Source organism: Actinomycetospora cinnamomea, from assembly GCF_003096675.1.
Classification (GTDB): domain Bacteria; phylum Actinomycetota; class Actinomycetes; order Mycobacteriales; family Pseudonocardiaceae; genus Actinomycetospora; species Actinomycetospora cinnamomea.
Window position 1 is genome coordinate 45,580 of the sequence record NZ_QEKW01000010.1, and the last position, 26,670, is coordinate 72,249.

The following is a 26,670-nucleotide window of genomic DNA, read 5'->3' on the forward strand; positions in this document are numbered from 1 at the left end:
GACAGGGCCGTGGAGGGTGCGCTCTCGTCGGGGGATGACGACCCGCCACGAGCCCGGGTGGCGCCCCCGCGCGGTCGCCGCGCCGGTGTTCGTGGGGCGGCGGGACGCGCTCGCGGTGGTCGACGAGGCGTGGGAGGCGGCGCGGGCGGGCGAGCCGCGCATCGTGTGGGTCGAGGGCGAGGCCGGCACCGGCAAGACCGCGTTCCTCACGCGCGCCACCGCCGGGCGGCGCGCCCCCGCCCTGCTCGCCGCCACCGGGGACGCCGCCGAGACGGGCCTGGGGCACGGCCTGCTCGACCAGCTCGTCGCGGGCCTGCCGCCGGCCCTGGTCGACCGGTTCGCCCTGCTGCGCCCCGACCGGGATCCCCGCGCCGATCCGCTCGCGGTCGGCGCCGACCTGCTCGGCGCGCTCGGGGCGCTGCCGAACGGCGAGCCGGCCGAGGACCCGGTCCTCGTCGTGCTCGACGACGTGCAGTGGGCCGACCCCGCGTCGGTGCGCGTGCTGGTGTTCGCGCTGCGGCGGCTGCACCACGACCGGGTCCTCGTGCTCGCCGGCTTCCGCCCGCCGGACCACCCCACCGGCGACGCGTGGTGGGAGCGCCTGCCCCCGACCTCGCGGGCCGTGCACCGCGTCCGGTTGGAGGGACTGGACCCGGGCGAGCTCTCCGAGCTGGCGGCGGCGCTCGGTCGGCCGCTCGGCGCGACCGGCGCCGCCGACCGGCTCTGGCGCCACACGCGCGGGCACCCGCTGCACGCCCGGACCCTGCTCGAGGAGCTGCCGCCCGACGTACTGGCGGGCACCGCGGACACGCTGCCGGCGCCGCGGAGCCTGCCGTCGGTGGTGCTCGTGCGCCTGGCCCGCGCCGCACCGGCCACGGAGGCGCTGGTGGTGGCGGTGTCGGTGCTCGGGGAGAGCACGTCGCCGGCGCTCGCCGCCGCGGTCGCGGGCCTGCACGACCCCGCGCCGGCGCTCGACGAGGCCGTCGGGCTCGGGCTGCTCGAGGAGATCCCGGGCGGGGCGCCGGCCCGGATCGGCTTCGTGCACCCCCTGGTCCGCGCCGCCGTGCGCGACGACCTGCCGCCCGCGCGCCGCCGGGCCCTGCACGCCGCCGCGGCCGGGCTGCTCGGGGGCCGCGCGGCGCTCGACCACCGCGTCGCGGCCGCCGCGGGCCCGGACCCCGCGCTGGCCGACGCGCTCGAGGCGCTGGTGGCCGAGCCGGGCGGGACGCTGTCGGGCACCGAGGCCGCCGACCTGCTGCGCGCGGCCGCGGACCTCAGCACGGAACCGGACGAGCGCGGGCGCCGTCTGCTCGCGGCCGCGTCCCGGCTGCTCGCCGAGGGCGAGGTCGCGCGGGCCGTGGCGCTCGAGCCCGCGGTCGAGGCGTGCCCACCGGGGCCGTGGCGCACGTCCGTCCTCGGCCAGCTGGCCCTGCTCTCGGGGGGCTTCGGGGTGGCCCGCGAGCGCCTGGAGGCCGCCGTCGCCAGCGCACCCGAGGGCCCCGGGGAGGGTCGGCCGGGGGACCGGGCGCGGGCCGGCGCGGCCGCGCACCTCGCGATCCTGCACCTCCTGCAGGGCGACGCCGCCGCGGCCGTGGCGACGGCCGGGACCGCGCTGGCCCCCGGCGCCCGCGGCGACGACGTCCGCTTGCCGGGGGGCCTGGCGCTGGTCCTGGGGCTCGCGGCGAGCGGGCGCGGCGCCGACGCCCACGCGGTCCTCGCCCGCGCGACGGCGGACGGGCGGCCGCCGCCGGTGGACGCGCTGATCCTGCGCGGGGTGCTCGCCGCCCTCGCCGGCGACGACCCCGCGGCCGCGGTCGACCTCGACGAGGCCGTGCGGCGGGCCCGCGCCGGCGAGCCCGTGCGGGGGCTGGCGCTCGCGCTGGCCTTCCGGCCGGCCGTGCAGGACCGCGTCGGCGTGCCCGACGGGGTCGTCGAGGGCTTCGAGCTCGCGGTCACGCACGCCCGCGACGGCGGGACGGCGCTGCCCGGCGCGCTGGCGCACGCGTTCGCGGCCGAGGCACTGGCCCTGCGCGGCCGCGCGGACGCGGCGCGGGCGCACCTGGACACCGCCGCGTCGCTCGGCCCGCGGTGGTGGGGCGTCGAGATGTGCACGGCGGTCGCGGCAGCGGTGCTCGCCGAGGTCGCCGACGACCCGGACGGCGTCCTGCGGGCGCTCGCCCCGGCGTGCGTGCCCCGGGTGCGCGCTCTCGCCGACGGGCTCGGGGTGCTCGCGCCGCGCGTGCTGGAGGCCGACGCGCTGCTGGACCTGGGCCGCGTCGACGAGGCCCGCGGGGCCGTCGCGGACCTGGCGGGCCGGGCCCGCGGGCGCCACGCCGTCGACGCCGCGCGGCTGCGGGTGCGCCTCGGCGCCGCGACCGGGGAGCCGCCGCCGCGCTCGGCCGCCGAGGCCGGGGCGGGCGGGCGGACCGCCCCGCTCGCCACGGCCCGCCTCGAGGCCGAGATCGGGCGCGGGCTGCTGGCCGTCGGTGAGCGCCGCGCCGGCGTGGACCTGCTGCGTGGCGCCCGCGACGCGCTCGCCCGCCAGGGGGCAGCGCCCTGGCGGCGGCGGTGCGAGGAGCTCCTGCACGGCGCCGGGCTGACGCCGGGCGGGACCGACACCGACGCCGGCGCCCTCGGCCTCACCCCGCACGAGGAGGCCGTCGTCGCCCTCGTCGTCCGCGGTCTGACCAACCGCGAGGTCGGCCGCGACCTCTACATCACCCCGCGCACCGTCGCCTACCACCTCAGCAACGTCTACGCGAAGCTCGGCGTGACCTCGCGCCACGAGCTGCGCGACCGGGTGCGCCCCCGGCGCACGTGAGCATTTCCGACTGCTCCAGCACTTCGGAGTGCTCACGTGCGCGGAGCGCACTGGAAGCCCGACTGGAAGGTCCGATCGGGGCGCCCGGCCCGGGTCCGTCGCACGCTCGAGCGCGACGGGAGGAGGGCACCGTGCAGCTGACGGTCGACCTCCTCCGCCGCGCCGACGGGCGGCTGGAGGGCACCGTGATCACCGAGACGGGCAGCGAGCAGGCGTTCTCGGGCACGCTCGACCTGCTGCGCATCCTCGAGGACCTGCAGCCCGAGCGCGCCGCGGACGACCGGGGACCGCGGTGAGGCCCGCGACCCCACGGTTCGCCGCGGTCCTGGGCCTCGTCTTCGCGGCCCTCTTCGTGGCCGCGCTGGTGACGGTGAACGGCGCGCCGCACCTCGACGCACCGGTCGCCGACTACGCGGCGTTCTACGACGGCGCCGGCGACACCGTGGTGACCGCCGTCGCGATCTACCTCGTGCCGCTGGCCGGCATCGCGTTCCTGTGGTTCGCCGTCGCGCTGCGCTCGGTGCTCGACACGCTCGGGACGCCCCCGTCGGGCCTGGCCCACGGTCTCAACCTGCTCTCGGGCGTCGTGTTCGTCGCGCTGCTCTTCGCCGGCACCGCGGCCATGGCCACCCCGGTGCTGCTGACCACGATCGGCGGCGGGGCGCCGCTGGCCCCGGACACCGCGCGGGCCCTGAGCGCGCTCGGCTACGGCCTGGTCTTCCTCTTCTCGGTCCGCGGCGCCGGCATGTTCGCGGTGACCACGACGACGCTGCTGCGCGGCGCCGGGGTCATGCCGCGCGGTGTCGCGGTCGCGGCCTACGCGCTCGCGACCTGGCTGCTGGTCACCGCGACCGACCATCCCGTGAGCCTGCTCGTCCTGCCCGCCTGGGTGCTGCTGGTCGCCGTCGTCCTCCTGCGCCACGACCGCCGGACACGCGCCGCCACCGGGCCGTCCGCCACCGACCCGATGCCCACCTCGACCGCCGACACCGCGCGCCGACCCGCGAGGAGCGAACCGTGACCACGACCGACCGCCCCGCCGCCGTCCGGCCGCTCTCCGGCGTCCCCGGCCCGAAGCCGCTGCCCGTCATCGGCAACGCCCGCGACATCGACACCTCGCGACTCATCCAGAGCGTGATGGAGCTCGCGGAGCGGTACGGGCCGATCTTCGCGATCCACCGGCCGGGCGGGGCGAGCTACGTCGTGTCCGGGCTCGAGATGGTCCAGGACCTCTGCGACGACACCCGGTTCGACAAGCTCGTCGGCACCGGGCAGCGCGAGATCCGCAAGACCCACCGCAGCGCCGGACTCTTCACCGCCGACACCGACGATCCGCTGTGGAAGTCCGCCCACGACATCCTGCTGCCCAGCTTCAGCACGTGGGCGATGAAGGGCTACCTCGACCCGATGGTCGACATCGCCCAGCAGCTGATGCTCAAGTGGGAGCGGCTCAACCCGGACGAGTCGATCGACGTCGCGGCGGACATGACGCGGCTGACGCTCGACACCATCGCGCTCTGCGGGTTCGGGTACCGGTTCAACTCGTTCTACCGCGACTCCCAGCACCCGTTCGTCGCCGCGATGATGGAAACGCTCGCGGAGAGCCTGAAGCGCCAGCGGATGCTCCCGGCCCAGATCAAGCTCCGCCGGGGCGCCCAGCGGCGTTTCCTGGCGAACGCGAGGTTCATGGACGACACGATCGAGGAGATCCTCCGGGCGCGGCGCGCGTCGGGGGACCCCGGTACCGACCTCCTCGGGCACATGCTCGTCGGCACCGACAAGCAGGGGAACACGCTGCCCGACCACAACATCGTCGCGCAGTGCGGCACGTTCCTCATCGCCGGCCACGAGACCACCAGCGGGCTGCTGTCGTTCGCCGTGTACTACCTGCTCAAGCACCCCGAGGTCGTCGCCCGCGCCCAGGAGGAGGTCGACCGGGTGCTCGGGACCGACCCGGGCGCGGCGCCCACCGTCGCCCAGATCGGCAAGCTCGGCTACATCCGCCAGATCCTCGACGAGACGCTGCGGCTGTGGCCGACCGCCCCCGCGTTCACCCGCCAGGCGCGCACCCCCGGGGAGACCGTCGGCGGGTGGGGCCCGTTCGACCCCGGGACCTCGATCATCGCGCTGACCCCGATGCTGCACCGGCTCCCGGAGGTCTGGGGCGAGGACGCGCGGGAGTTCGACCCCGACCACATGGCCCCGGAGCGCCTCGACGCGCTGCCGCCCAACGCCTACCGGCCGTTCGGGTCCGGGCAGCGCGCGTGCATCGGGCGCCAGTTCGCGCTGCAGGAGGCGACGCTCGTGCTCGGGATGCTCCTGCAGCGCTTCGAGCTGGTCGACCACGCGGACTACCAGCTGAGGATCAAGGAGACGCTGACGATCAAGCCCGAGGGGCTGACGATCACCGTGCGGCCCCGCGAGGGACGGACGTGGGGGTCGGCGCCGCGCCCGGTCGCCGTCGCGGTGGCCGAGCCGCGCGCGCCCGCGCTGCCCGTCACGCGGGGCGACCGCCACGGCACCCCGCTGCTCGTGCTGTTCGGCTCCAACCTCGGGGCCGCCGAGGACCTCGCCACCCGCATCGCCCGCGACGCCGGCGACCGCGGCTACACCGCCCGCACCGCGGCGCTCGACGACGCGGTCGGCGAGCTGCCGACCGAGGGCGCGGTGGTCGTGGTGACCTCGTCGTACAACGGCGAGCCGCCGGACAACGCCGGCAGGTTCTGCGCGTGGCTGGACTCCGACGCCGCCTCGGCGTCGGGGGTGCGCTACACCGTCTTCGGCTGCGGCAACCGCGACTGGGCCGCGACGTACCAGGCCGTGCCGACCCGTGTCGACGCCGCGCTCGAGGCCCGCGGCGGGACGCGGGTGTACCCTCGCGGCGAGGGCGACGCCCGCGGCGACTTCGACGCCCAGTTCTCCGACTGGTACCGCGGGCTGTGGGACGCGCTGGGCGTGGCCCTCGGCCTGGACGCCTCGGCGACCGCCACGGCCGGGGGTGGCCCGCGTCTGTCGGTCCACCTCGAGCAGCGCCGCACGGCGAGCCCCATCCTGCAGTCCTACCGCGGGCGGGCGGCGACCGTGCGGGTCAACCGCGAGCTCACGGCCCGCGCGGGGACGCCGGGCGGGCGGTCCGTGCGCCACCTCGAGATCGCCGTGCCGGCCGGCACGACCTACGCCACCGGCGACCACCTGGGCGTGCTGCCGCGCAACCCGATCGACCTGGTCAACCGGGTCATCGCCCGGTTCGGCCTCGACGGGGGCCAGTTCGCCACCCTCACCGCGACCGCCAGTGCCCCGACCCACCTCCCCGTCGGCGAGCCCTACCCGCTCCTGGGCATCCTCGCCGGCAGCGTCGAGCTGCAGGACGTGGCGAGCCGCGCCGGGCTGGCGGCGGTGGCGGCCGCCTTGCCCGAGGGACCCGCCCGCGACGACCTCGCGCGCCTGGCCGGCAGCGACGACGAGGCCAAGGCGCGGTACCGGGAGGAGATCGCGGGGCCCCGCCGCACGCTGCTCGAGCTGCTCGAGGCGCACCCGGAGTGCGAGCTGACGTTCGCGGCGTTCCTGGACCTGCTGCCCCCGCTGCGTCCGCGCTTCTACTCGATCTCCTCGTCACCGCAGGTGTCGTCGGACGTGGCGCTGACCGTCGGCGTGCTGGAGGGCCCGGCGCGCTCGGGCGACGGCTCCACGTACCGCGGCGTGTGCTCGGGGCACCTGGCGCAGGTGCCGGAGGGCGGCACGGTGTTCACCTTCGTCCGCTCGCCCAGCATCGCGTTCCGGCCGCCGGAGAACCCGCACCTGCCGATGATCATGGTGGGTGCGGGGACGGGCATGGCGCCGTTCCGCGGGTTCCTGCAGGAGCGCGAGGCGCTGCGGGCGCACGGCGTGCCGATCGCGCCCTCGCTGCTCTTCCTCGGTTGCCGCGACCCCGAGGACGACCTGCTCTACGCCGACGAGCTCGCGGCGTTCGAGAAGGCCGGCGTCGCCACGCTCCACCCGGCGTACTCTCGGGTGCCCGGGTACCCCTACCGCTACGTCCAGCACGCGCTCGAGGGCGCGGCCGACGACGTGTGGGCGGCGCTCCAGCAGGACGCGGTGGTCTTCGTGTGCGGCAACGCCTCGACGATGGCGCCGGGGGTGCGCGCGGCGCTGGTCTCGGTGTTCCGCGCGAGGACGGGCGCGGGGGAGGCCGACGGGGCGGCGTGGCTCGCGGGCCTGCGGGCCTCGAACCGCTACCTCGAGGACATCTGGGGCGAGACCGCGTTGGTGTGAGGGTGGTGTGAGGTCGGCCTGCGGACGAACGAGGGCCCCTTCGATCTCCTCGATCGAAGGGGCCCTCGGCTCGGGTGCGGCAGGTCTCAGGCGTCGAGGTCCGAGGCCAGCAGCTCCGCGAGGGTGTCGACGCTGGTCTGGGCGCCGGCCTGGGCGGCGTCGGCGGTCAGCGTGACCTCCTGGCCGCCACGGACCCCGAGGCCCAGGACCGAGAGCATGCTGCGGGCGTCGGCGCTCTCGCCGGCGGTGGTGCCGATGGTGACGCGGGCGGGCTGCGCGGCGGCGGCCTTGCAGAACACCATGGCGGGCCGGGCGTGGAGCCCGATCGACGTCGCGACGACGACCTGACGAGTGATCACGGTCTGCTCCTCGGTGGGTTCGGGTGCGGCGCTCACGCGGTGGCCCCGGCGGTGGTGGACGCGGTGGTGGACGCGGTGGTGGACGCGGTGGTGGACGCGGTGGTGGACGCGGCCGTGGTGGCGGCGGTGGTGGACGCGGCCGTGGTGGTGGCGGTCGGCGCGGCCTCGGTCGGCGCGTCGCCCACGCTGCCGGCGACGTCGTCGGCGCTGCGTCGCCGGCCGAACGACTTGAGGGCGAGGACGAGCGCCGTGGCGACGAGGGTCCCGATCACGACCGCGGCGAGGAAGCCCAGCGGGTTGCCCATCAGCGGCACCACGAACAGCCCGCCGTGCGGCGCGCGCAGCGTCGTGCCGAAGGCCATGGACAGGGCCCCGGTCACCGCGCCGCCGGCCATGATCGACGGGATGACCCGGAAGGGGTCGGCCGCGGCGAAGGGGATGGCGCCCTCGGAGATGAAGGAGGCACCCAGCAGCCAGGCCGCGCGGCCGTTCTCCCGCTCGACCTCGGTGAACAGCGAGCCACGCACGACCGTGGCCAGGGCCATCGCCAGTGGCGGCACCATGCCCGCGGCCATGACGGCCGCCATGATCGTCAGGGCGGTCGGTGAGGGCGTGGTGAGCCCGGCGACGGCGAAGGTGTAGGCCGCCTTGTTGACCGGGCCCCCCATGTCGAAGCACATCATCAGCCCGAGCAGCAGGCCGAGCAGGACCGCGTTGGTGCCGGACAGCCCGTTGAGCCAGTTCGTGAGGCCCTCGGTGGCGGCGGCGATCGGGCGGCCGACGACCACGTACATCAGCAGGCCGACCACGGCGGACGACAGCAGCGGGATGACGACCACCGGCATGATGCCGGCCAGGGCCCGGGGCACCCGCCAGGTCTTGATCCACATGACCAGTCCGCCGGCGACGAACCCGGCGACGAGGCCGCCGAGGAAGCCCGCGCCCGTGGTGACGGCGATCGCGCCGCCGACGAAGCCGGGGACGAGGGCCGGCCGGTCGGCCATCGCGTAGGCGATGTAGCCCGCGAGGACCGGGACGAGGAAGCTGAACGCCGCCGAACCGATGCCGAACGCGAGCGCGCCCCACGCGGTGAGCGAGCCGGCGTCGAAGCTCCCCGAGAGGATCTCCTCGTAGAGCGGGGCGTCGTCGGGCAGGTTGATCTGGTAGCCGCCGAGCGCGAAACCCAGGGCGATGAGCAGGCCGCCGGCGGCGACGAAGGGGATGACGAAGCTGACGCCGGTCATCAGCCAGGCGCGCACCCGCGACGCGACGCCGGGACCGGCCGGGGCCTTCGCGCCGGCCGGGGCGGCCGGACCACCGGACGTCGCGGACGCCGGCGCAGCCGCGCGGGCCGGCGCGTTCGCGGCGGCCTCCTCCGCCTGGGTGATGAGCCCCGGCGCGCCGGAGATCGCCTTCTTCACGCCGACCGCCACCAGCGGCAGGTGGGCGAAGCGCTCCTTGTCGCGGACCTCGACGTCGGCGGCGAAGATCGCGGCGTCGGCCTCGGCGAGCTGGCTCTCGGTCAGCGGCGTCGAGCCGGCCGAGCCCTGGGTCTCCACCGTGATGGTGTGCCCGGCCTCCTCCGCGGCGACCTCGAGGGCCTCGGCGGCCATGTACGTGTGGGCGATGCCCGTCGGGCACGCGGTGACGGCGACGATCTTCACGCCGACACCTCCTTCGCGATGAAGTCGGCGGCCTCGGCCGGGTCGGTGGCCGAGCGCAGGGTGTCCTTGAAGTTCTTCCGCATGAGCCGGCGGGCCAGGGCGGCCAGGACGGTCATGTGCTCGTCGCCGCCCCCGGCGGGCGCGGCGATGAGGAAGACGAGGTCGGCCGGGCCGTCCTCGGCGCCGAAGTCGACGCCGGCGGCGCTGCGCCCGAAACCGAGGGTGGGGGCGGTGACCGCCGCGGAGCGGCAGTGCGGGATGCCGATGCCGCCCTCGAGGCCGGTCGGCATCTGGGCCTCGCGGGCCTCGATGTCGGCGAGGAACTGGTCGAGGTCGGTGACGCGGCCCGCGGCGACGAGGCGCTGCGCGAGCGCGCGCACGACGGTCGCGCGGTCGGCGGCCGGCAGGTCGAGGTCGACGAGGTCGACGGTGATGAGCGCGGTGTCGGTGGTCATGTTGCCTCTCCGGTGAGGTCCAGGGACTCGGGCGGCGCGGACGCCGGTTTCACGGACGTGGTGTCGACGTCGTCGGGCCCGGGGACCGCGGTCCCGGGCAGGCCGACGGCGGCGGCCCCGCAGGCCACCGCGTGCACGAGCGCGTCGGCCGGGGACGCGGGGTGGGTGGGCCACGGCGCGGTGCGGGCGAGCAGGTAGCCGGCCAGGGTCGAGTCGCCCGCGCCCACCGTGCTGCGCACCGTCACGCCGGGGACGCTCGCGGTGTGCCAGGCGCCCTCGGGGGCCACCACCAGGGCGCCCGCCGCGCCCATGCTCACGAGCACGGTCTCGACGCCGCCGCTGCGCAGGTCCGCGCACGCGGCCAGGACGTCGGCGAGGCGGGGCAGGGGGTGGCCGACGAGCTCGGCGAGCTCGGCGACGTTGGGCTTGACGAGGTCCGGGCCGGCGGCGACGGCGGCGGCCAGGGCCGGGCCGCTGGTGTCGACCGCGACCCGCGCGCCGCCACGCCGCGCCGACGTCACGACGCGGGCGTGCAGGTCGTCAGGGGCGCCGCGCGGCACGCTGCCCGCGGTGACCACCCACGCCGCCGGAGCGGCGTGCACGCCGACGGTGTCGACGAGCGCGGCGACCTCCTCGGCGGACAGCTCGACGCCGGGCTCGTTGACCTTGGTCGTGGTGCCGTCGGCCTCGACCAGCGCGGTGTTGACGCGGGTGGCGCCGCGCGCCGGCGTGCTCACCGGCTGGATGCCGGCCGCACGCAGCAGGTCGGCGAGCTCGCCGGCGCCGCCCGGCATCACCGCGAGCGTCGGGCGTCCGAAGCGGGCGAGGACCCGCGAGACGTTGACGCCCTTGCCGCCGGGGTCGACGCGGTGCGCCGTGGCGCGCAGGACCGCGCCGCGGGTGAGGGTGGGGACCTCGACGGTGCGGTCGATGCTGGGGTTGGGGGTGACGGTGACGACCGTGCCCCCGCGCGCCGCCGTCACGCGATCACCAGCTCGGGTCCCGCGGCGCGCAGGGCCTCGGGCGCCTCGGGGTGGTCGGCGGCGAGGCGCGCGTCGGTGACCAGGGTGTCGACCTGCTCGAGGGTGGCGAACCGCGAGAACGAGTCGGCGCCGTACTTGCCCGCGTCGGCGACCACGATGCTCCGGGCGCCCGCGCGCAGCATCGCGCCCTTGACCGCCGCCTCGGCGACGTCGGGCGTCGTGAGGCCCCGGTCCACGGAGAAGCCGTTGGTGCCGAGCACCGCCACGTCGACGTTGACGCTCTCCAGCGTCTGCAGGGCCCACCGGTCGACCGCGGAGAGCGTCGTGCCGCGGACCCGGCCGCCGATCATGTGGACGGTGATGCGGTGCCGGGGCGCGAGCAGCGACGCGATCGGCAGGGCGTTGGTGACGACGGTCAGCGGGGTGTCGTCGGGCAGCAGCGCCGCCATGCGGGCGGTGGTCGTGCCCGCGTCGAGGAGGATCGTCGACGCCGGGCCCAGCTCGGCGACCGCGGCCTTGGCGATGCGGTCCTTCTCCTCGCTCGCGGTGGCGTCGCGCTGCGCGACGCCGGGCTCGACCTCGAGCCGGCCGGCGGCGATCGCGCCGCCGTGCACGCGTTGCAGCAGGCCCTGGCGCTCGAGGGCGGTGAGGTCGCGGCGGATGGTCTCGGTGGTGACGCCCAGCTCCGCGGCGATCGCGGTGACCTCGAGACGCCCGAGCTCCTGTGCCCGGCGGACGAGGACCTGGTGGCGCTCCGCGGCGTACATGCCCGATCACCTCCGCTTCTGTGTTGGATTGATTGGAAGTTTGTGGGTTTGCCTGTGGACGGTCAAGGGGTCGGTCTCGTAGCGTTCTCGGCGGCGACACACCGACGTCACCCGCGAGCCCGACGAGGGGAGCCGACGATGAGCACGACCGACACGCGCCAGCAGGACGAGGAGATGCGCCTGCGCGGCACCCCGGCGAGCCGCGGCGCCGCGGTGGGACCGGTCGTGCGGGTGCCCGCGCCGCTGGGCGAGCCTGCCGCGGGCCCCGAGGTGCCCGGCGAGCGCCGCGAGACCGAGGCCGCGCGGATCGCGCCCGCCGCGGCCGAGGTCGGGGCGCGGCTCATGGCGCTGGGCGGCCGTCCCGGGCTCGACCCGGAGGTCGCGAACGTGCTGTTCGCGACCTCGATGATGGCCGAGGACCCGGCGCTGCTCGACGCGGCGACCGCCCAGGTGCGCGAGCACGGCACGCCGCCGGCCCGTGCGGTGTACGAGGCCGCCGCCCGCTTCGTCGCGCAGCTCCGGGCCGCGGGCGGCTACATGGCCGAGCGCGCCGGCGACGTCGCCGACGTCCGCGACCGCCTCGTCGCCGAGCTGCTCGGGGTGCCCGCACCCGGGGTGCCCCCGCTCGACGGGCCGTCGGTGCTCGTGGCCCGCGACCTCGCCCCGGCCGACACCGCGACGCTCGAGCCGGCCACCGCGCTCGCGCTGGTCACCGAGGAGGGCGGCCCGACCAGCCACACCGCGATCCTCGCCCGCTCGCTGGGCGTCCCGGCCGTCGTCGGGTGCCCCGGCGCGGCCGGGCTGGCCGACGGGACGCTGGTGCGTGTCGACGGGGCGGCCGGGACGGTCGAGACGGTCCCGGCGGGCACCGCCGTCGGAGCGGATCGCAGCGCGGCCGGGCCGACGACCGTCGACGGCCCGGTGACCACGACGGACGGGCACCGCGTGGCCGTCGTCGCCAACATCGCCGAGGCGAAGGACGCCGAGCGCGCCGCGGCGGTCGGCGCCGAGGGCGTGGGGCTGCTGCGCACCGAGCTGACCTTCCTCTCCGCGGCCACCGAGCCGTCGCCCCCGGACCAGCGGGCGGGCTACGCCGCGACGATGGCGCCGCTGCACGGACGGCCGGTCACGGCGCGCACCCTCGACGCGGGCGCCGACAAGCCGGTCCCGTTCCTGGCCATGGCCCCGGAGCCCAACCCCGCGCTCGGGGTCCGTGGCCAGCGGGTGTTCGACCGCGGTGCGGCCGACCACGACGGGGTGCTCGACCGCCAGCTCGCCGCGCTCGTGGGCGGCGCGGTGGACGCGGGCGTGCGCCTCAAGGTGATGGCGCCGATGATCGCCACCGCGGCCGAGGCGCGCCGCTTCGTCGCCCGGGCCCGCGCCGCCGGGGCCGGCGAGGTGGGCGTGATGATCGAGGTCCCGGCGGCCGTGCTGGGTGCCCGCGAGCTGCTCGCCGAGGTCGACTTCGTCTCCGTCGGCACCAACGACCTCACCCAGTACCTGTTCGCCGCCGACCGTCAGTCGGGCGCGCTCGCCGGGCTCAACGACCCGTGGCAACCGGCGCTGCTGCGCCTGCTCGAGCAGCTCTGCCGCGAGGCCGCCGTGAGCGGGACGCCGGTGGGGGTGTGCGGCGAGGCCGCCGCCGACCCCGACCTCGCCGTCGTGCTGGTGGGCCTCGGCGTGACGTCGCTGTCGGCCTCGCCCGCGGCGCTGCCCGCGGTCGCCGCGCGGATCGCCGCCTCGGACCTCGACGCCTGCCGCCGCGCCGCGAGCGCCGCGCTCGCCGCGCCCGACGCCGCGACCGCGCGCGCCTCCGCCGGCGCGGCCGCCTCCCCAGGTCTCACGTCCCCTTGACGTTCACGATCTGCCGCAGGGTGTGCCGGACCTCCACGAGCCCGGCGGCGTCGGCCATGACCACATCGACGTCCTTGTACGCAGCCGGGATCTCGTCGAGGAACGCGTCGGTGTCGCGGAACTCGATGCCCGCCATGGCCGCCCGGAGCTCGTCGTGGGTGAAGGTCCTGCGGGCCCTGGTCCGCGAGAACGCCCGCCCCGCCCCGTGCGGCGCGCTGCGCAGCGACACGGGCTCGCCCTTGCCGGTGACCACGTAGGACGCGGTGCCCATCGACCCCGGGATCAGGCCGGCGCGGCCCGTCGAGGCGTCGATGGCTCCCTTGCGCGAGACCCAGACCGATTCGCCGTGGTGCTCCTCGTTCTCGGTGTAGTTGTGGTGGCACGAGATGCGCTCCTGCTCCACGACCTCGGTGCCGACGAACTCGCCGGTCCGGCGGACCACCCGGTCCATCATCTCCTCGCGGTTGAGCAGGGCGTAGTGCTGGGCCCACCGCAGCTCGCGGATGTAGGGTCCAGAACTCCTCGGTGTCCTCGGTGAGGTAGGCGAGGTCCCGGTCGGGCAGGTCGACACCGGCACACGCCTCCCGGGCCACGGCGGTGTGCCGCTGGGCGATCTGGTTGCCCACACCCCGCGAGCCGGAGTGCAGGAACAGCCACACCCGGTCGAGGTCGTCGACGGTGACCTCGATGAAGTGGTTGCCGCTGCCCAGCGTGCCGAGCTGCGCCTCCCATCCCTTCTTGTCCCGCGCCGGGTCGAACCCGGCCTCCTCGGCGAGCGCCGTCAGCTCCTCGACCCGTGGTTCCGCGGTCGCCGCGACCTTGCGGTTGTGGTGGCCGGCGCCGAGCGGGATCGCCCGCTCGATCGCCTCCCGCAGCGGGGCGAGCGAGCCCTTCGCCCGGAGCTCGTCGACGTGGAACTGGGTCCGCACGGCGGCCATGCCGCAGCCGATGTCCACGCCCACCGCCGCGGGCATGATCGCCCGCAGCGTGGGGATCACCGACCCGACCGTCGCACCCCGGCCCAGGTGGGCGTCGGGCATCAGCGCGACGTGCGGGTGGATGAACGGCATCGTCGCGGTCCGCTCGGCCTGCTCGCGCGTGCCGGCGTCCAGGATCGACGCCCAGTTGACCAGGCGCTCACCGATCTTCTCCACGCGTCCCTCCCTGCGCTCGCGGCTGTCGGACGCTCACCGGGGGGACGGCCCGGGCTCCGCCCGATTCAGCCGGCGAGCCGCCCGCGCAGCGTCGAGACGCCCGGCCCGTCGAGGTCGTCGAGGTGCGCCGGTCGCCCCGCCATCACCATGATGAGCGCGAGCGTCGGGCCGGTGACGAGCGGGCCGTCGCCGGTCGCGAAGGGCCCGTCGGTGGCCTCCAGGCGCAGGCCGGCGACGAGCCGTCTGCTGTCGACCGTGAAGTCGCGGGCGGCGAAGAACCGGGCGACCTCGGTCGTGGCGGCGACCGGAGGGGTGCGGACGAGGCCCAGCGGGCGGCGGATGTCCTCGGCGTGGACGACGACCTCGCCGAGCCAGGCGGCCGTGTGCCCCGACGGTGCGACGGAGCTGGTCGCAACGGCGCGGAAGCGCTCGAGGGTCTCGGCCGGGGTCGCGCCGCGGTGCTCGGCGAGGCGGCGGGCGTTGTGGACGGCCGGGTCGAAGCGCGCGCCGATCATGCTCGCGATCCAGCGCCACCGCCCGATGCTCGCGGCCGCGGTGAGGTGGGCGACGACCTCCTCGACGGACCAGTCGCCGCACAGCGAGGGGGCCGCCCACCGGTCGGGCGTGAGCGCGGCGAGGTCGCCGGCGAGCGCCGCGCGCTCGACGTGGGTGGCGGCCCAGAGGAAGGCGGCGTCGGTCGTCACGGTCACGGTGGTCCCTTCGTCGACGGGGGTGTCGGGGGTGTGACGGCCGGGAGCGCGCGGACTCATCGGGGCGTTTGCGCTCCGCGCTCGTGAGTGCTTGTCCGTGGTAGGGCACGGACAAGCGCTCACAGGCGCGGCAGCGCAAACGCGAGGTCCAGGTGTCCCTCGAGGGTGGCGAGGGCGTGGTCGGCGTCGACGTGGCCGCCGAGCACGTGGATCGCCAGGCCCTCGACCAGCGAGACCAGGCCCGTGGCCGCGCGCTGCGGGTCGAGGGCGCCGGGCGCCCCGGCGGCGGCGACCTCGGCGGCGATCGCCTCCCGCATCCTCCGCGCGTCCTCGCGCAGCCGGGCCGCGACTGCCGGGCGGGTGGCGGCGTAGGCGTGGAACGCGATCGCGACCCGCCCCTCGAGCTCGCGGTCGGCGTCGACGGGCAGGAGCTGCACGAGCAGCGCCCGGACCCGGGCGCGGGGCCCGTCCGGGGCGGGCCCCTCCTCGAGACGGGCCTGCACGCGGGCGGCGACGACGTCGAGGGCGAAGACCATCATCTCGTCCTTGGTACGGAAGTAGTGCTGCACCATCCCGGCGGTCACGCCGGCCTCCGCCGCCACGTGGCGCAGGCTCACGTCCATGAGCCCGCGCGATGCCGCCACCCGCAGCAGGGCGTCGGCGAGCAGCGTCCGGCGGGAGTGGGGATCGACCTGCTTCGGCACGTTGCGACTGTATTGCGTCGCCGTGCCGACCTGCTTTACGTTGCACTTGCAACGCGAAGGAGGGCGCGATGACCACGCCGCCGCTCGACCGGCCGGACCCCGTCACCCGCACCGACGGCGCCGACGGCACCCCGACCTGGCTCGTCACCTCGTATGAGCTGGTCGCGGCCGGGCTCGCCGACCCGCGGCTGGGGCTGGTGCCGCCCGGGGTCCCGGCCGACGAGCGCGCGTCGCTGTTCCAGGACGGGCCTGCGCACGCCCGCCTGCGGCGCCTCGTGGCCCGCGCGTTCACCCCGCGGCGGGTCGCCGCGCTCGCCCCGCGCATCACCGCCCTGGCCGAGCAGCACGTCGACGCCCTCGTCGCCGCGGCCGCGGGCGGGCCGGCCGACCTCGTCGACCTGCTGTCCGCCCCGCTCGCCGTGGGCGCACTCGGCGAGCTGCTCGGCGTCGACCTCGCCGACCACCCGCGCTTCCGGGGCCTCGTCGAGGACGCCCTGCGCGCCGACCCGGTGGCCGCGGCCGGCGACCCCGCGCTGCTCGCGGAGGCCGAGCGGGCGTGGGGCGCGCTGATGGCCTTCACCGCCGAGCTCGTGGCGGCCGCGCGCGAGCGGCCGGGCGAGGACCTGCTCTCCGCGCTCGTGGCGGTGCGCGACGCCGACGACGGGCGGCTGTCCGACGGCGAGCTGATCGCGCTGGTCAGCGCGCTGCTGGCCGCGGGCGTGCTGACCGTGCGAAGCGGGCTCGCCGTCGCGGTGATCCAGCTGGTGCACGCGGACGCCGTCGCCGGGCTCGCCGACCGGCCGGCGGCCGAGGTCGAGGGGCTGGTCGAGGAGCTGGTGCGACGCCTCGGCGTCGAGGTCTTCCCGCGGTGGGCGCAGGACGACCTGGAGCTCGGCGGCGTCGCGGTCGCGGCGGGGGAGCGGGTGCTGCTGCGGATCGGGGCGGCCAACCACGACCCGGCGCGGTTCGCCGACCCCGAGCGGCTGTGCCCGGGACGGGCGGGCCCGCACCTCGGCTTCGGCCGCGGCCCGCACCACTGCCTCGGCGCCGCGCTCGCTCGCGTCGAGCTGACCGCGGCACTCACGGCGCTGTCCCGCCGCGCGCCCGCCCTCCGCCTGGCCGTCCCGCTCGCCGAGGTGCCGTGGCACCGGGGCGAGGTGGACTCGGGCCCGACGGCGCTGTCGGTCCGGGTGTGAGTGCCTGTCCGTGCCTGGGCACGGACAGGCACTCACGAGACCGGAGGTCAAACCAGCTCCGAGTCGCGCACCTTCTGGAACCCGCGGGCCATGCGGCGCTTCGCCGCCGGGATGCGGTCGACCAGGCGCATGCCGGTGCGCTGGGCGAACACCGAGAGCGGGCCCACGACCGGGCGGCGGGCGGTGCCGCCGTCGTTCATGAACTCCAGCGACTCGCGCACCGCGAGCGACGCGTAGCGGCGCATGAGGTCCTCGTACTCGCCGACGGCCGCGAGCAGGGAGAGCTCGCCGTCGCGGACCCGCACGAGGCGGTCGCGCAGCTCGCGGGCGTCGCGCAGCGCGGTGTTGGCGCCGGCGCCGCGCCCCGGGGTCATGGTGTGGATCGCGTCGCCGATCAGCGTCACCGTGCTCGGTGTCCATGGCGGGACGGGGTCGGCGGTGCGGATCGACAGGCCCACCGCGGCCCCCGGGTCGGCGTCGGCGACCAGCTCCAGCCACCGTGGGTCCCAGTCGGCACAGAGCTCGGCGGCGAGGGCGACGAGGTCGGCGCCCTCGCGCTCCAGGGTGTCGGCCGGCGCGAGGGTGCGCGAGGTGCTGACGCGGTGCGGTACCGCTCGGTGAGCATTGCGAGGGTGTCGTACGGGGCGGCGGTGGTGGCGACGAGCGTCGCGAAGAGCTCGGGGTCGAGGCACGCCTTCAGCGCGCGGGCGCCGTTGGGCGAGATGCCGACGCGGTAGCCGTGCAGCCCGGCGGTGCGGCTGCGGTCGCGCTCGTGGACGGCGGCCTCGATGCCGGCGCGGCGCAGGCTGTGGGCGAGGCACATCCCGCCGGTTCCCGCGCCGACGATCAGGACTTTCACGGTGGCTCCTCCCCGCCGGACGCGGCCCGGCGTGCGGTGTCGATGAGGTCCTCGTAGGCCCAGGTCAGGGCGCCGGACTGCAGGTCGTCGACGAGCCCGGCGATCCAGGCGACGTCGGTCTCGAGGTGGGCCAGCGCGTACTCGGCCTCGACGAGGACGATGCGCGGCAGGTGCTCGCGGACGGCGTCGAGCTCGCGGCGCACGCGCTCCAGCTCGCCGCGGCGGTCGGACAGGCGCAGCGCCAGCGCGTCCGCCGCGACCTCGGGGGCGAGCAGCGGCAGGTAGGCCAGCGCGGCGGTGAACTCGGCGAACTCGTGGCGCGGCGCGGTGAGCATGTCGAGTGTCCAGGTCACCGCGAGCTCGCGGCCGGCGTCGGTGGCCGCGTACACGGTGCGTTCCGGGCGCGTCGCCTCCCGCTCGGTGCCCTGCGCGACGAGCAGCCCGTCGCGCACGAGGCGGTCGACCGTCTTGTAGAGCTGCGAGCGCTGGCCGACGTTGACGACCTGGTCCTTGCCGCGCTCACGGATGAGCTGCTGCATCCGGTACGGGTGCATGGGCTCCTCCGCGGCGAGGGCGAGGACGGCGAGGGCGAGTCCGGAGCGTTGGGTCATGGTGTCCGGGAAGTTAGTGTCGAGGACACTAGGGCGGCAAGGGTTGTGCGCGCTTCTCCGTGCCAGGGCACGGACGCGCGCGCACGAGGCCGTAGGCCAAACTGGGGGAGTGACCGGCAGTGGTGACCGCCCCGTCCTCGTCGTCGACTACGGCGCCCAGTACGCGCAGCTCATCGCCCGCCGGGTGCGGGAGGCGCAGGTCTACTCGGAGGTCGTGCCGCACACGACGCCGGTGGACGAGATGCTCGCCAGGGACCCGTCGGCGATCGTGCTCTCGGGCGGGCCGGCGAGCGTCTACGAGGACGGCGCGCCGTCGATCGACCCGGCGCTCTTCGACGCGGGCGTGCCGGTGTTCGGCATCTGCTACGGCTTCCAGCTCATGGCGGGCGCGCTCGGCGGCACCGTCGCGCCCACCGGCGACCGCGAGTACGGGCGCACCGAGCTGTCGGTCGCCGGCGACGCGGGCCGGCTGCACGACGAGCTCCCCGTCGCCCACCCGGTGTGGATGAGCCACGGCGACGGCGTGACGAAGGCGCCGGAGGGCTTCACGGTCACCGCGTCGTCACGGGGCGCACCCGTCGCGGCGTTCGAGGACGTCGAGCGGCGCTTCGCCGGCGTGCAGTACCACCCCGAGGTCGGGCACTCGCCGCACGGCCAGGAGGTGCTGCGGCGCTTCCTGCGCGACGTCGCCGGCGTCGCGGCCGACTGGAACACCGCGAACATCATCGACGAGACCGTCACCGCGATCCGCGAGCAGATCGGGCCCGAGGGCCGCGCGGTCTGCGGCCTGTCCGGCGGCGTCGACTCCGCGGTCGCGGCCGCCCTCGTCCAGCGCGCCATCGGCGACCGCCTGACCTGCGTCTTCGTCGACCACGGGCTGCTGCGCGAGGGCGAGCGGGCCCAGGTCGAGCGCGACTTCGTCGCCGCCACCGGGGTCGACCTCGTCACCGTCGACGCCGCCGGGACGTTCCTGCGCGAGCTCTCGGGCGTGGTCGACCCGGAGGAGAAGCGCAAGATCATCGGACGGGAGTTCATCCGGGCGTTCGAGGGCGCCGCCCGGGAGGTCGCCGAGGGGAAGGGCGCGGACTTCCTCGTCCAGGGCACGCTCTACCCCGACGTCGTCGAGTCCGGCGGCGGCTCGGGCGCGGCGACGATCAAGTCGCACCACAACGTCGGCGGTCTGCCCGACGACCTGCAGTTCTCGCTGGTCGAGCCGCTGCGGGCGCTGTTCAAGGACGAGGTCCGCCGCGTCGGCGCCGAGCTGGGCCTGCCCGAGACGATCGTGCGCCGCCAGCCGTTCCCCGGCCCGGGGCTCGCGATCCGGGTGATCGGCGCCGTCGACGCCGAACGGCTCGCCACGCTGCGTCGCGCCGACGCGATCGCCCGCGAGGAGCTGACCTCGGCGGGGCTGGACGAGGTGATCTGGCAGTGCCCGGTGGTGCTGCTCGCCGACGTCCGCTCGGTCGGCGTGCAGGGCGACGGGCGCACCTACGGGCACCCTGTGGTGCTGCGGCCGGTGTCCAGCGAGGACGCGATGACCGCGGACTGGACGCGCCTGCCCTACGACGTGCTCGAACGCATCTCCACCCGGATCACCAACGAGTGCGCCGAGATCAACCGCGTCGTCCTCGACGTGACCAGCAAGCCGCCGGGGACGATCGAGTGGGAGTAGGCGCGCTGCGCGCACGTGAGCCTCTCGGCGTGCTCCCCTGGATCTGGTGCCATAGCACGCGAAGGTGCTCACGAGACCGGAGGTCACATGGCCGAGACGATCTTCAGTGAGATGTCCCGGCTGGCGTCGGAGCACGACGCGATCAACCTCGGCCAGGGCTTCCCGGACACGCCGGGGCCGCGCGAGGTCGTCGACGCCGCCGTCGCCGCGATGCACCGGGGCTGGAACCAGTACCCGCCCGCCGTCGGCATCCCGTCGCTGCGCACCGCGATCGCCGACCACCAGCGGCGCTGGTACGGCCTCGACGTCGACCCGAACGGTGGCGTCGTCGTGTGCTCCGGGGCGTCGGAGGCGTTGTCGTCGGCGATGACGTCGCTGCTGCGTCCCGGTGACGAGGTGATCGCGCTCGAGCCGTACTACGACCTCTACGCGGCCACCGCCGCCCTGCTCGGGGCGCGCCTGGTGCCCGTGCGGATCCACGCGCCGGACTACGCGCTCGACGGCGACGCGCTGCGGGAGGCCGTCACCGGGCGCACGCGGATGATCCTGCTCAACACCCCGCACAACCCGACCGGCGCGGTGCTGTCGACCGCGGAGCTGCAGCAGGTCGCGGACGTGGCCATCGCGCACGACCTCGTGGTACTCGCCGACGAGGTCTACGAGCACCTGGTCTTCGACGACGAGCGCCACGTCCCGATCGCGACCCTGCCGGGCATGTTCGAGCGGACGATCACCGTGGGCTCGGGCGGCAAGACGTTCTCGGTGACCGGCTGGAAGATCGGCTGGGCGACCGGCCCGGCGGACCTGGTCGCCGGGGTGCTCGGCGTCAAGCAGTGGTTCTCCTTCGCCGCCGGCACCCCGCTCCAGCACGGGATCGCCGCGGGCCTCACGCTGCCCGACGAGCGGCTCGCGGCCCTCGCCACCGACCTCGCCCGCAAGCGCGACCTGCTCACCGACGGGCTGCGCGAGCTGGGCCTCGAGGTGTTCCACTCCCGGGCGACGTACTTCGTCACCGCCGACGTCGCCCCGCTGGGTGTCACCGACTCGCTGGAGTTCTGCCGGTCCCTGCCCGAGCGCGTGGGCGTGGCCGCCGTCCCGAACCAGGTGTTCCACGCCTCGCCCGAGGGCGTCGAGACCCAGGTCCGCTTCGCCTGCTGCAAACGCGACGAGATCCTCGCCGACGCCCTCCTGCGGCTGCGCAAGCTCTGAGCTCCGTGTCAGCGGTGGGCCATCGCAGACGTTGAGTGTCCGTATCGCCACACGCTCGCCCACCATGCCGGCGCCTGGTGGTCAGGATCGTGGCCGCACCACGCCCTCGGCGCTCAGCTCCGTGTCGGGCGCGTAGAGCCGTGGCGCGACCAGCCCGCTGACGACGGTGACCAGGGCGATCGCGACCAGCAGCAGCCCCGGAGCCCAGGACGCCCCGCCGGCGGCCGCGAGCACGGCGGTCGCGACCAGCGGGACGAAGCCGGACGCGATCCCGGCGAGGTTGGCCGAGAGCGCGATGCCGCTGTAGCGCAGCCGCGCGGGGAAGAGCCGGGCCAGCAGATCACCGGAGACCGCGTAGGGGATCGACAGCATCGCCACCCCCAGCGTCACGCCGAGCACCACCGCCACGGCGTTGCGCGTGTCGAGCAGCCAGAACATCGGCAGCGCCACGAGGGCGGAGGCGACGCCCCCGGCGACGGTGACCCGGGCGGCGCCGAACCGTTCCGCGAGCCGCCCGCCCAGCACGAGCACGCCGATCTCCACGGCGGCGGCGACGAGCGTCGCCCCCAGCACCAGGGGGCGAGGCAGCCCGAGGTCGCCGGTCGCGTAGCTGATGACGAACGTGGTGGCGAGGTAGAAGCCGCCGACCCCGAGGAACGCGGAACCGGCCCCGACGAGCAGCCCCGGCCACGCCCGGGTCACCACCTCGCGGACGGGGGCCGAGGCGCGCGCGTCCTCGGCGAGCAGGCGGTCGAACAGCGGCGACTCCTCCACGCGGCGGCGCAGCCACAGGGCCACGGCGAGCAGCGGGAAGGCCGCCAGGAACGGCAGCCGCCAGCCCCAGGCGTCGAAGTCGTCGGGCGGCAGCAGCGCGACCAGCAGGAACGCCCCGGACGAGAGCAGCGTGCCGACCGGGGAGCCGATCTGCGGCATCGCCGCGTAGCGGCCGCGCCGCTCGGGCGGGGCGTGCTCGACCGCGAGGGTGATCGCCCCGCCCCACTCCCCGCCGACCGCGACGCCCTGCAGCAGCCGCAGCAGGGTCAGCAGGACCGGCGCCGCGATGCCGATGTCGGTGGCGTCGGGCAGCAGGCCGATGAGACCGGTGACCACGCCGATCATCACCACGGTGATCAACAGGCAGGTGCGTCGCCCGATGCGGTCGCCGAGGTGACCGAAGATGATCCCGCCCAGCGGGCGGGCGACGAACCCGACCGCGAACGACGCGAACGCGGCGAGGGTCGCGACGACCGGGTCGCCGGTGGTGAAGTACAGGCGGTTGAACACCAGCGAGGCGGCGGTGCCGTAGAGGAAGAAGTCGTACCACTCCAGCGCGGTGCCGACGAACGCGCCGACGGCGACCCGTCGGGCGTCGGCCGCGGTGGGTGCGGGGGCCGGTGAGGGGTCGTTGCTCATGATGGCTCTCCGTCGGGCGGTAGGCCCAGGACGTCCGCACCGTGGGTGGCGCGTCCGTCCCGGAGGGTGGCGACGACCTCGATGTCGCCGATGCGGTCGTCCTCGACGCGGGTGACGTCGTCGCCGAGGACGACGAGGTCCGCGACGAGCCCGGGGGCCAGGCGCCCGCGGACGTCCTCGTCACCGGCGACCCAGGCGGCGTCGACGGTGTAGGCGCGCAGCGCGGTCGCGGCGTCCACCGCCTCGTCGGCGCCGAGGGTGCGCCCGGCGGCCGTGCGCCGTTGCACCATCGACTGCATCCCGCGCAGGGGGTGTCCGTCGGCGACGCAGGGCCGGTCCGAGCTGGCGGGCACGCGCAGCCCGGCCGCGAGGAACGAGGCGTGCCGGTAGAGCAGGTCGGCCCGGTCGTCGCCGACGGCCGCGGCCATCGAGTCCCCGATCTCGTGGAGGAACCGGGCCTGCGGGACCGGGGTGACGCCCAGGGCGGCCATCCGGTGCAGGGCGGCGTCGTCGACGACCCCGGCGTGCTCGAGACGGTGCCGCGGGGGGCGGGCCCCGGGCCAGGACCGCCGGCCCGCCTCCGCGAAGGCGTCGAGCGCGGCGTCCACGGCGCGGTCACCGATGGCGTGCGCGGCGACCGACCAGCCCCCCGCCACGGCCTCGACGAGGGTGCGCCGCAGGGCCTCCGGGTCGTCGCCGAGGTAGCCCGCGTGATCCCCGCCGTCACCACCGTCGGCGTAGGGCTCCCGCATCGCCGCGGTCCGGGAGCTGAGCGCGCCGTCGAAGAAGATCTTCGCGGGTCCGATCCGCAGGGAGAGGTCGCCGAGCCCCGGCCGCAGGCCCGTGTCGAGCGCGCGGCCCGGTCCGCCGGGCACCTCGTGCAGCACCGCGGCGGCGGGCATGACGTCGACGCGCACCGCGAGGTCCCCGCGCTCGCGGGCGAGCTGGTAGGCGGCGAGCTCGCGCGGGGAGCGCCCGATCCACCCACCCGCGATGCCGGCCTCGGTGACGTGGGTGAGGCCCTGCCGGGCGAACACCGCGGTCGCCGCGGCGATCGCGTCGGCCAGGTCGGTCACCGGGTAGGGCCGCAGGAGGTCGCCGGCCAGCGCCTGGGCGGCCTCGAGGAGGACGCCGGTGGGGTCGCCCGCGTCGTCGCGGACCACGACGCCGCCCGCGGGCACGGTGGCCGACCCGTCGAGGACCCCGGCGCGCGCCAGCACCTCCGTCGAGACCGCGCAGACGTGGGCGGAACGGTGCTTGAGCCAGACCGGCCGCCCGCCGCCGGCGCGGTCGAGCGCGCGCCGGTCCGGCGAGCCGCCGAGGGCGACGTCGTCGTAGCCGCTGCCGACGACGAACGCGTCGGCGGGGAGCCCTGCGGCCCGCGCGGCCACGGCGTCGTAGAGCGCGTCGAGGTCGCGCAGCCCGGCCAGCGGGATCTCGGCCAGCGACTGCCCGAACCAGGCGGTGTGCTGGTGGGCGTCGTCGAACCCCGGCACCACGGTGGCGCCTCCCGCGTCGACGACGTGCCGGGCGCGGACCCCGGCCGGGAGCTCGTCGTCGTCCAGCACGGCGAGCACGCGGCCGTGGTGCACCGCCACCGCCCGTCCCCGCGGGTGCGCGCCGTCCAGGGTGTGGACGTCGGCGCCGCGCAGCAGCAGGTCGATCTCCAGGTCGGGCGGCACGGCTCTCCTCACGCCAGGTGGTGCAGACGGGTCAGGGGCAGCTCGACGGCGTGGTGCAGCGGCACCTCGCGGCCGTCGACGCGCACCGGCGACGGCTCGCCGGGGATCTCGACGCGCGGCGTCGCGGTGTTGAACAGCATGTCGGCCGCGCCCAGGCCGCGGCTCCCCGCGACGGGGGTGTAGCGCGGCCCGGACGGGAGGGCGGCCCGGGCGGCGGGGTCGTCGAGGCAGGCGGCGGCCACGAACTGGTGCGAGAGCCGCGCCGGGGCGCCGCCGCGCGCGCCGTGGAAGCCGCGCATCCGGCGGGGCTGGCCGAGCCGCGTCGACCCCGACCCCGACCCGGCCGCGCCCCACGCGACGAACCCCGACTTGATCACCAGCTCGGGCACGGCGCCGAACCAGGCGGGCGACCAGAGCACGATGTCGGCGACCCGGCCGGCCCGCAGCGAGCCCACGTGGGCGGCGAGGCCGTGCGCGACCGCCGGGTTGTGCGTGAGCTTGGCCAGGTAGCGCAGCACGCGCGCGTTGTTCGCGACGTCCGGGCCGGTCTCGCCCGCGAGGTGGGCCTGGACGTGGGCGAGCTGCCAGGTGCGCCGCACGGTCTCGCCGATGCGGCCCATGCCGAGCGCGTCGGAGTTGACGATGGCGATCGCGCCGTCGTCGTGGAGCCGGTTCTCCGCGGCGATGGCGTGCTCCCGGATGCGGCTCGCGGCGATGCTGCGGTCGCTGGGCAGGTCGGGGTGCCCGCGGTGCACGGTCATCGTCATCGGCCCCAGCTCGCGGACGGTCGCCGGGGTCAGCGGCAGCGTGGGCGTGGTGGAGGACGTCAGCACGGAGTCCCGCCCGACGATCCGCAGCAGGTCTGGGTGCCCGCCGCCGCCCTCGACGTGGTACGCGTGCACGGTCCGGTCGCCGATCGCGTCGAGGGTGTCGTCCAGGTAGCCCGACTCGTTCAGGGTGTCGGTGTGCAGGGCGACGGGCAGGTCGGCCTGCTCGGCGACGCCCAGGCACGTGTCGACGGCGTCCGGCCCGGCGCCCCAGTCCTCGTGGACCTTGAACCCGCCCGCGCCGGCGAGCACCGACCGCTCGAGCAGCTCCGCCGAGCCGGACGACCCGCGGGCGAGGAACGCGGCGTTCACCGGCGCGCCGGTCCAGGACGCCATGAGCGTGTGCAGGTTGGGCGCGGGGTTGGCGCCGACGTCCCACACCCCGCCGATGCCCATGCCGACCACCGTCGTCACCCCGGCCGAGAGGGCGGCCGGGGCCAGGTCGGCGTTGGAGAGGTGGACGTGGGAGTCGACGGCGCCGGGCGTCGCGACGAGGCCCTCTCCCGGCACCATCGCGGTGTGGGCGTCGACGACGAGCTCGACGCCGTCCTGGACGTCCGGGTTGCCGGCGCGCCCCACGCCCACGATCCGCCCGTCGGAGACCCCGATCGACGTCTTGCGGATCCCGAGCACGGGGTCGAGCAGCAGGACCCCCAGGACGACGAGGTCGAGGGCGCTGTCGCGGGGCGCCCGGTCGGCCACCAGGGCGCCCTGGCGGGCGGTCTTGCCGCACCCGCCCAGCATCTCCTCGCCCGGCTCGGTGTCGTCGGCGGCGACCTCCACCCACAGGTCGGTGTCGCCGAGGCGCACGCGGTCGCCGGTGGTCGGGCCGTAGAGCCGGGCGTACTCGCCGCGGTCGAGGGCGGTCACCGCGCCGCACCCCCGAGGCGGACCGCGGTCGCCGCCCGCGTCGCCCCGACCTCCACCCGCAGGGCCGTGCCCGCGGCGATGTCGAGGCGCAGGTGCGCGGGGTCGGTGCCGTCGCCGACCTCGACCCGCAGCCGCCGGTTGAGCCGGTCGAGCGGGACGTGCGAGGTCACCCAGACCGCCTGGTCGCCGTCGTTGCGCAGGACGACGTCGTGCCGCGCCCGGCCGGGGGCGAGCTCGATCGTCCCCGCGGCGGGGCGGACGGCGCCGGGCCCGCCGGGGACGGGCGGGCCGAAGGGCCGGTCCACGTGCACCAGGGTGGTGCCGTGCGGGAAGAGCGCCTCGACCTGCACCGACGGCACGGCCGCGGCGACGCCGTCGACCAGCCGGTCGGGCGGCACGACCTCGCGGGCGCGGCGCACCACCTCGTCGAGGTCGTGGCCGTCCCAGGCCAGCTCGCAGACCTCGTCGCAGACCAGGGCGACCGCCTCGGTGGCCCCCAGCCGGGCGCCGCGGGCCAGCCGGCGGCGCGCGAGCTCGGCCGCACTGTGCAGCAGCACCCTCTCCTGCTCCCGCGGGGTGAGGTGCACG

Annotated in this window: 23 protein-coding genes and 1 pseudogene; 8 read left to right on the forward strand and 16 right to left on the reverse strand. The window is 76.3% G+C overall.

From position 1 onward, the window contains the following. The first annotated feature begins 34 nt into the window (after positions 1 to 34). The 4 genes from C8D89_RS18380 (at position 35) to C8D89_RS18390 (ending at position 7,093) form a co-directional block, all read left to right on the forward strand. Positions 35 to 2,821 carry an ATP-binding protein gene (locus C8D89_RS18380; RefSeq protein ID WP_116709584.1) on the forward strand — a complete coding sequence of 929 codons (2,787 nt, stop codon included), beginning with the start codon at positions 35 to 37 and terminating at the stop codon, positions 2,819 to 2,821. Between the two features lie 131 nt (positions 2,822 to 2,952). Continuing rightward, positions 2,953 to 3,117, forward strand: coding sequence for a hypothetical protein (locus C8D89_RS29375; protein ID WP_165825789.1), 165 nt, complete (start codon positions 2,953 to 2,955; stop codon positions 3,115 to 3,117). Further along, positions 3,114 to 3,842, forward strand: coding sequence for a hypothetical protein (locus C8D89_RS18385; RefSeq protein WP_116709585.1), 729 nt, complete (start codon positions 3,114 to 3,116; stop codon positions 3,840 to 3,842). The genes C8D89_RS29375 and C8D89_RS18385 overlap by 4 nt, the downstream gene beginning before the upstream one ends. Next, on the forward strand, positions 3,839 to 7,093 hold the full coding sequence (locus tag C8D89_RS18390) for a bifunctional cytochrome P450/NADPH--P450 reductase (RefSeq protein ID WP_116709586.1): 3,255 nt from the start codon (positions 3,839 to 3,841) through the stop codon (positions 7,091 to 7,093). The genes C8D89_RS18385 and C8D89_RS18390 overlap by 4 nt, the downstream gene beginning before the upstream one ends. An 86-nt stretch (positions 7,094 to 7,179) precedes the next feature. Here C8D89_RS18390 and C8D89_RS18395 read toward each other — a convergent pair whose 3' ends face one another. From C8D89_RS18395 to C8D89_RS18415, 5 genes are read right to left on the reverse strand one after another with little or no spacing between them, the layout of a single operon-like run. Continuing rightward, positions 7,180 to 7,452 carry an HPr family phosphocarrier protein gene (locus tag C8D89_RS18395; RefSeq protein ID WP_116709690.1) on the reverse strand — a complete coding sequence of 91 codons (273 nt, stop codon included), beginning with the start codon at positions 7,450 to 7,452 and terminating at the stop codon, positions 7,180 to 7,182. A 32-nt stretch (positions 7,453 to 7,484) separates the two neighbouring features. Then, positions 7,485 to 9,116, reverse strand: coding sequence for a PTS fructose transporter subunit IIC (locus C8D89_RS18400; RefSeq protein WP_116709587.1), 1,632 nt, complete (start codon positions 9,114 to 9,116; stop codon positions 7,485 to 7,487). After that, positions 9,113 to 9,571, reverse strand: coding sequence for a PTS sugar transporter subunit IIA (locus C8D89_RS18405; protein WP_116709588.1), 459 nt, complete (start codon positions 9,569 to 9,571; stop codon positions 9,113 to 9,115). The genes C8D89_RS18400 and C8D89_RS18405 overlap by 4 nt, the downstream gene beginning before the upstream one ends. Then, a complete protein-coding gene (gene pfkB, locus C8D89_RS18410) occupies positions 9,568 to 10,554 on the reverse strand; it encodes a 1-phosphofructokinase (RefSeq protein ID WP_116709589.1) in 987 nt (328 codons plus the stop codon). The genes C8D89_RS18405 and pfkB overlap by 4 nt, the downstream gene beginning before the upstream one ends. Then, complete coding sequence (locus C8D89_RS18415) at positions 10,551 to 11,321, reverse strand: DeoR/GlpR family DNA-binding transcription regulator (RefSeq protein WP_116709590.1); 771 nt, start codon at positions 11,319 to 11,321, stop codon at positions 10,551 to 10,553. The genes pfkB and C8D89_RS18415 overlap by 4 nt, the downstream gene beginning before the upstream one ends. A gap of 138 nt (positions 11,322 to 11,459) precedes the next feature. Here C8D89_RS18415 and C8D89_RS18420 point away from each other — a divergent pair, with 138 nt between their 5' ends. Then, complete coding sequence (locus C8D89_RS18420; protein WP_165825790.1) at positions 11,460 to 13,175, forward strand: phosphoenolpyruvate--protein phosphotransferase; 1,716 nt, start codon at positions 11,460 to 11,462, stop codon at positions 13,173 to 13,175. On the opposite strand, the gene C8D89_RS30795 is transcribed toward C8D89_RS18420, so the two are convergent. The 4 genes and pseudogenes from C8D89_RS30795 to C8D89_RS18435 form a co-directional block, all read right to left on the reverse strand. Next, a complete protein-coding gene (locus tag C8D89_RS30795; protein WP_207787295.1) occupies positions 13,162 to 13,746 on the reverse strand; it encodes an RtcB family protein in 585 nt (194 codons plus the stop codon). The two genes, C8D89_RS18420 and C8D89_RS30795, sit on opposite strands and share 14 nt — an antisense overlap. 4 nt (positions 13,747 to 13,750) lie before the next feature. After that, positions 13,751 to 14,245 (reverse strand): annotated as a pseudogene (locus C8D89_RS31185) (RtcB family protein); the annotation flags it as partial. A 149-nt stretch (positions 14,246 to 14,394) separates the two neighbouring features. Beyond that, positions 14,395 to 15,039 carry a maleylpyruvate isomerase family mycothiol-dependent enzyme gene (locus C8D89_RS18430; RefSeq protein ID WP_243418219.1) on the reverse strand — a complete coding sequence of 215 codons (645 nt, stop codon included), beginning with the start codon at positions 15,037 to 15,039 and terminating at the stop codon, positions 14,395 to 14,397. A 119-nt stretch (positions 15,040 to 15,158) separates the two neighbouring features. Beyond that, the gene (locus C8D89_RS18435) at positions 15,159 to 15,743 is read right to left on the reverse strand and encodes a TetR/AcrR family transcriptional regulator (RefSeq protein WP_116709592.1); all 585 of its coding nucleotides are present in this window, start codon (positions 15,741 to 15,743) and stop codon (positions 15,159 to 15,161) included. Positions 15,744 to 15,811: 68 nt separating this feature from the next. On the opposite strand from C8D89_RS18435, the gene C8D89_RS18440 reads away from it, so the two are divergent. After that, positions 15,812 to 16,939: a cytochrome P450 gene (locus C8D89_RS18440; protein WP_116709593.1), complete on the forward strand. Its 1,128-nt coding sequence runs from the start codon at positions 15,812 to 15,814 to the stop codon at positions 16,937 to 16,939. A gap of 47 nt (positions 16,940 to 16,986) precedes the next feature. On the opposite strand, the gene C8D89_RS30385 is transcribed toward C8D89_RS18440, so the two are convergent. The 3 genes from C8D89_RS30385 to C8D89_RS18450 are packed head-to-tail and all read right to left on the reverse strand — an operon-like array spanning position 16,987 to position 18,409. After that, positions 16,987 to 17,343 (reverse strand): FAD-dependent oxidoreductase, encoded by a 357-nt coding sequence (locus C8D89_RS30385; RefSeq protein ID WP_243418220.1) that lies wholly within the window; start codon positions 17,341 to 17,343, stop codon positions 16,987 to 16,989. After that, positions 17,340 to 17,798: an FAD-dependent oxidoreductase gene (locus tag C8D89_RS30390; RefSeq protein WP_243418221.1), complete on the reverse strand. Its 459-nt coding sequence runs from the start codon at positions 17,796 to 17,798 to the stop codon at positions 17,340 to 17,342. The genes C8D89_RS30385 and C8D89_RS30390 overlap by 4 nt, the downstream gene beginning before the upstream one ends. Next, positions 17,795 to 18,409 carry a PadR family transcriptional regulator gene (locus C8D89_RS18450; protein ID WP_116709594.1) on the reverse strand — a complete coding sequence of 205 codons (615 nt, stop codon included), beginning with the start codon at positions 18,407 to 18,409 and terminating at the stop codon, positions 17,795 to 17,797. The genes C8D89_RS30390 and C8D89_RS18450 overlap by 4 nt, the downstream gene beginning before the upstream one ends. Positions 18,410 to 18,518: 109 nt before the next feature. Here C8D89_RS18450 and guaA point away from each other — a divergent pair, with 109 nt between their 5' ends. Both guaA and C8D89_RS18460 read left to right on the forward strand, forming a co-directional pair. Beyond that, positions 18,519 to 20,081: a glutamine-hydrolyzing GMP synthase gene (gene guaA, locus C8D89_RS18455; protein WP_243418222.1), complete on the forward strand. Its 1,563-nt coding sequence runs from the start codon at positions 18,519 to 18,521 to the stop codon at positions 20,079 to 20,081. An 87-nt stretch (positions 20,082 to 20,168) separates the two neighbouring features. Then, positions 20,169 to 21,290 (forward strand): aminotransferase class I/II-fold pyridoxal phosphate-dependent enzyme, encoded by a 1,122-nt coding sequence (locus C8D89_RS18460; protein WP_116709596.1) that lies wholly within the window; start codon positions 20,169 to 20,171, stop codon positions 21,288 to 21,290. A gap of 81 nt (positions 21,291 to 21,371) precedes the next feature. Here C8D89_RS18460 and C8D89_RS18465 read toward each other — a convergent pair whose 3' ends face one another. The 4 genes from C8D89_RS18465 to ureA are packed head-to-tail and all read right to left on the reverse strand — an operon-like array spanning position 21,372 to position 26,669. After that, positions 21,372 to 22,703, reverse strand: coding sequence for an MFS transporter (locus tag C8D89_RS18465; RefSeq protein ID WP_116709597.1), 1,332 nt, complete (start codon positions 22,701 to 22,703; stop codon positions 21,372 to 21,374). After that, complete coding sequence (locus tag C8D89_RS18470) at positions 22,700 to 24,385, reverse strand: amidohydrolase (protein WP_423717173.1); 1,686 nt, start codon at positions 24,383 to 24,385, stop codon at positions 22,700 to 22,702. Before C8D89_RS18470 ends, C8D89_RS18465 begins: the two co-directional genes overlap by 4 nt. A gap of 8 nt (positions 24,386 to 24,393) precedes the next feature. Beyond that, positions 24,394 to 26,082, reverse strand: a complete 1,689-nt coding sequence (locus C8D89_RS18475; RefSeq protein ID WP_116709598.1) for an urease subunit alpha — start codon at positions 26,080 to 26,082, stop codon at positions 24,394 to 24,396. Then, complete coding sequence (ureA, locus tag C8D89_RS18480) at positions 26,079 to 26,669, reverse strand: urease subunit gamma (RefSeq protein WP_116709599.1); 591 nt, start codon at positions 26,667 to 26,669, stop codon at positions 26,079 to 26,081. The genes C8D89_RS18475 and ureA overlap by 4 nt, the downstream gene beginning before the upstream one ends. Between the last annotated feature and the right edge of the window lies 1 nt (position 26,670).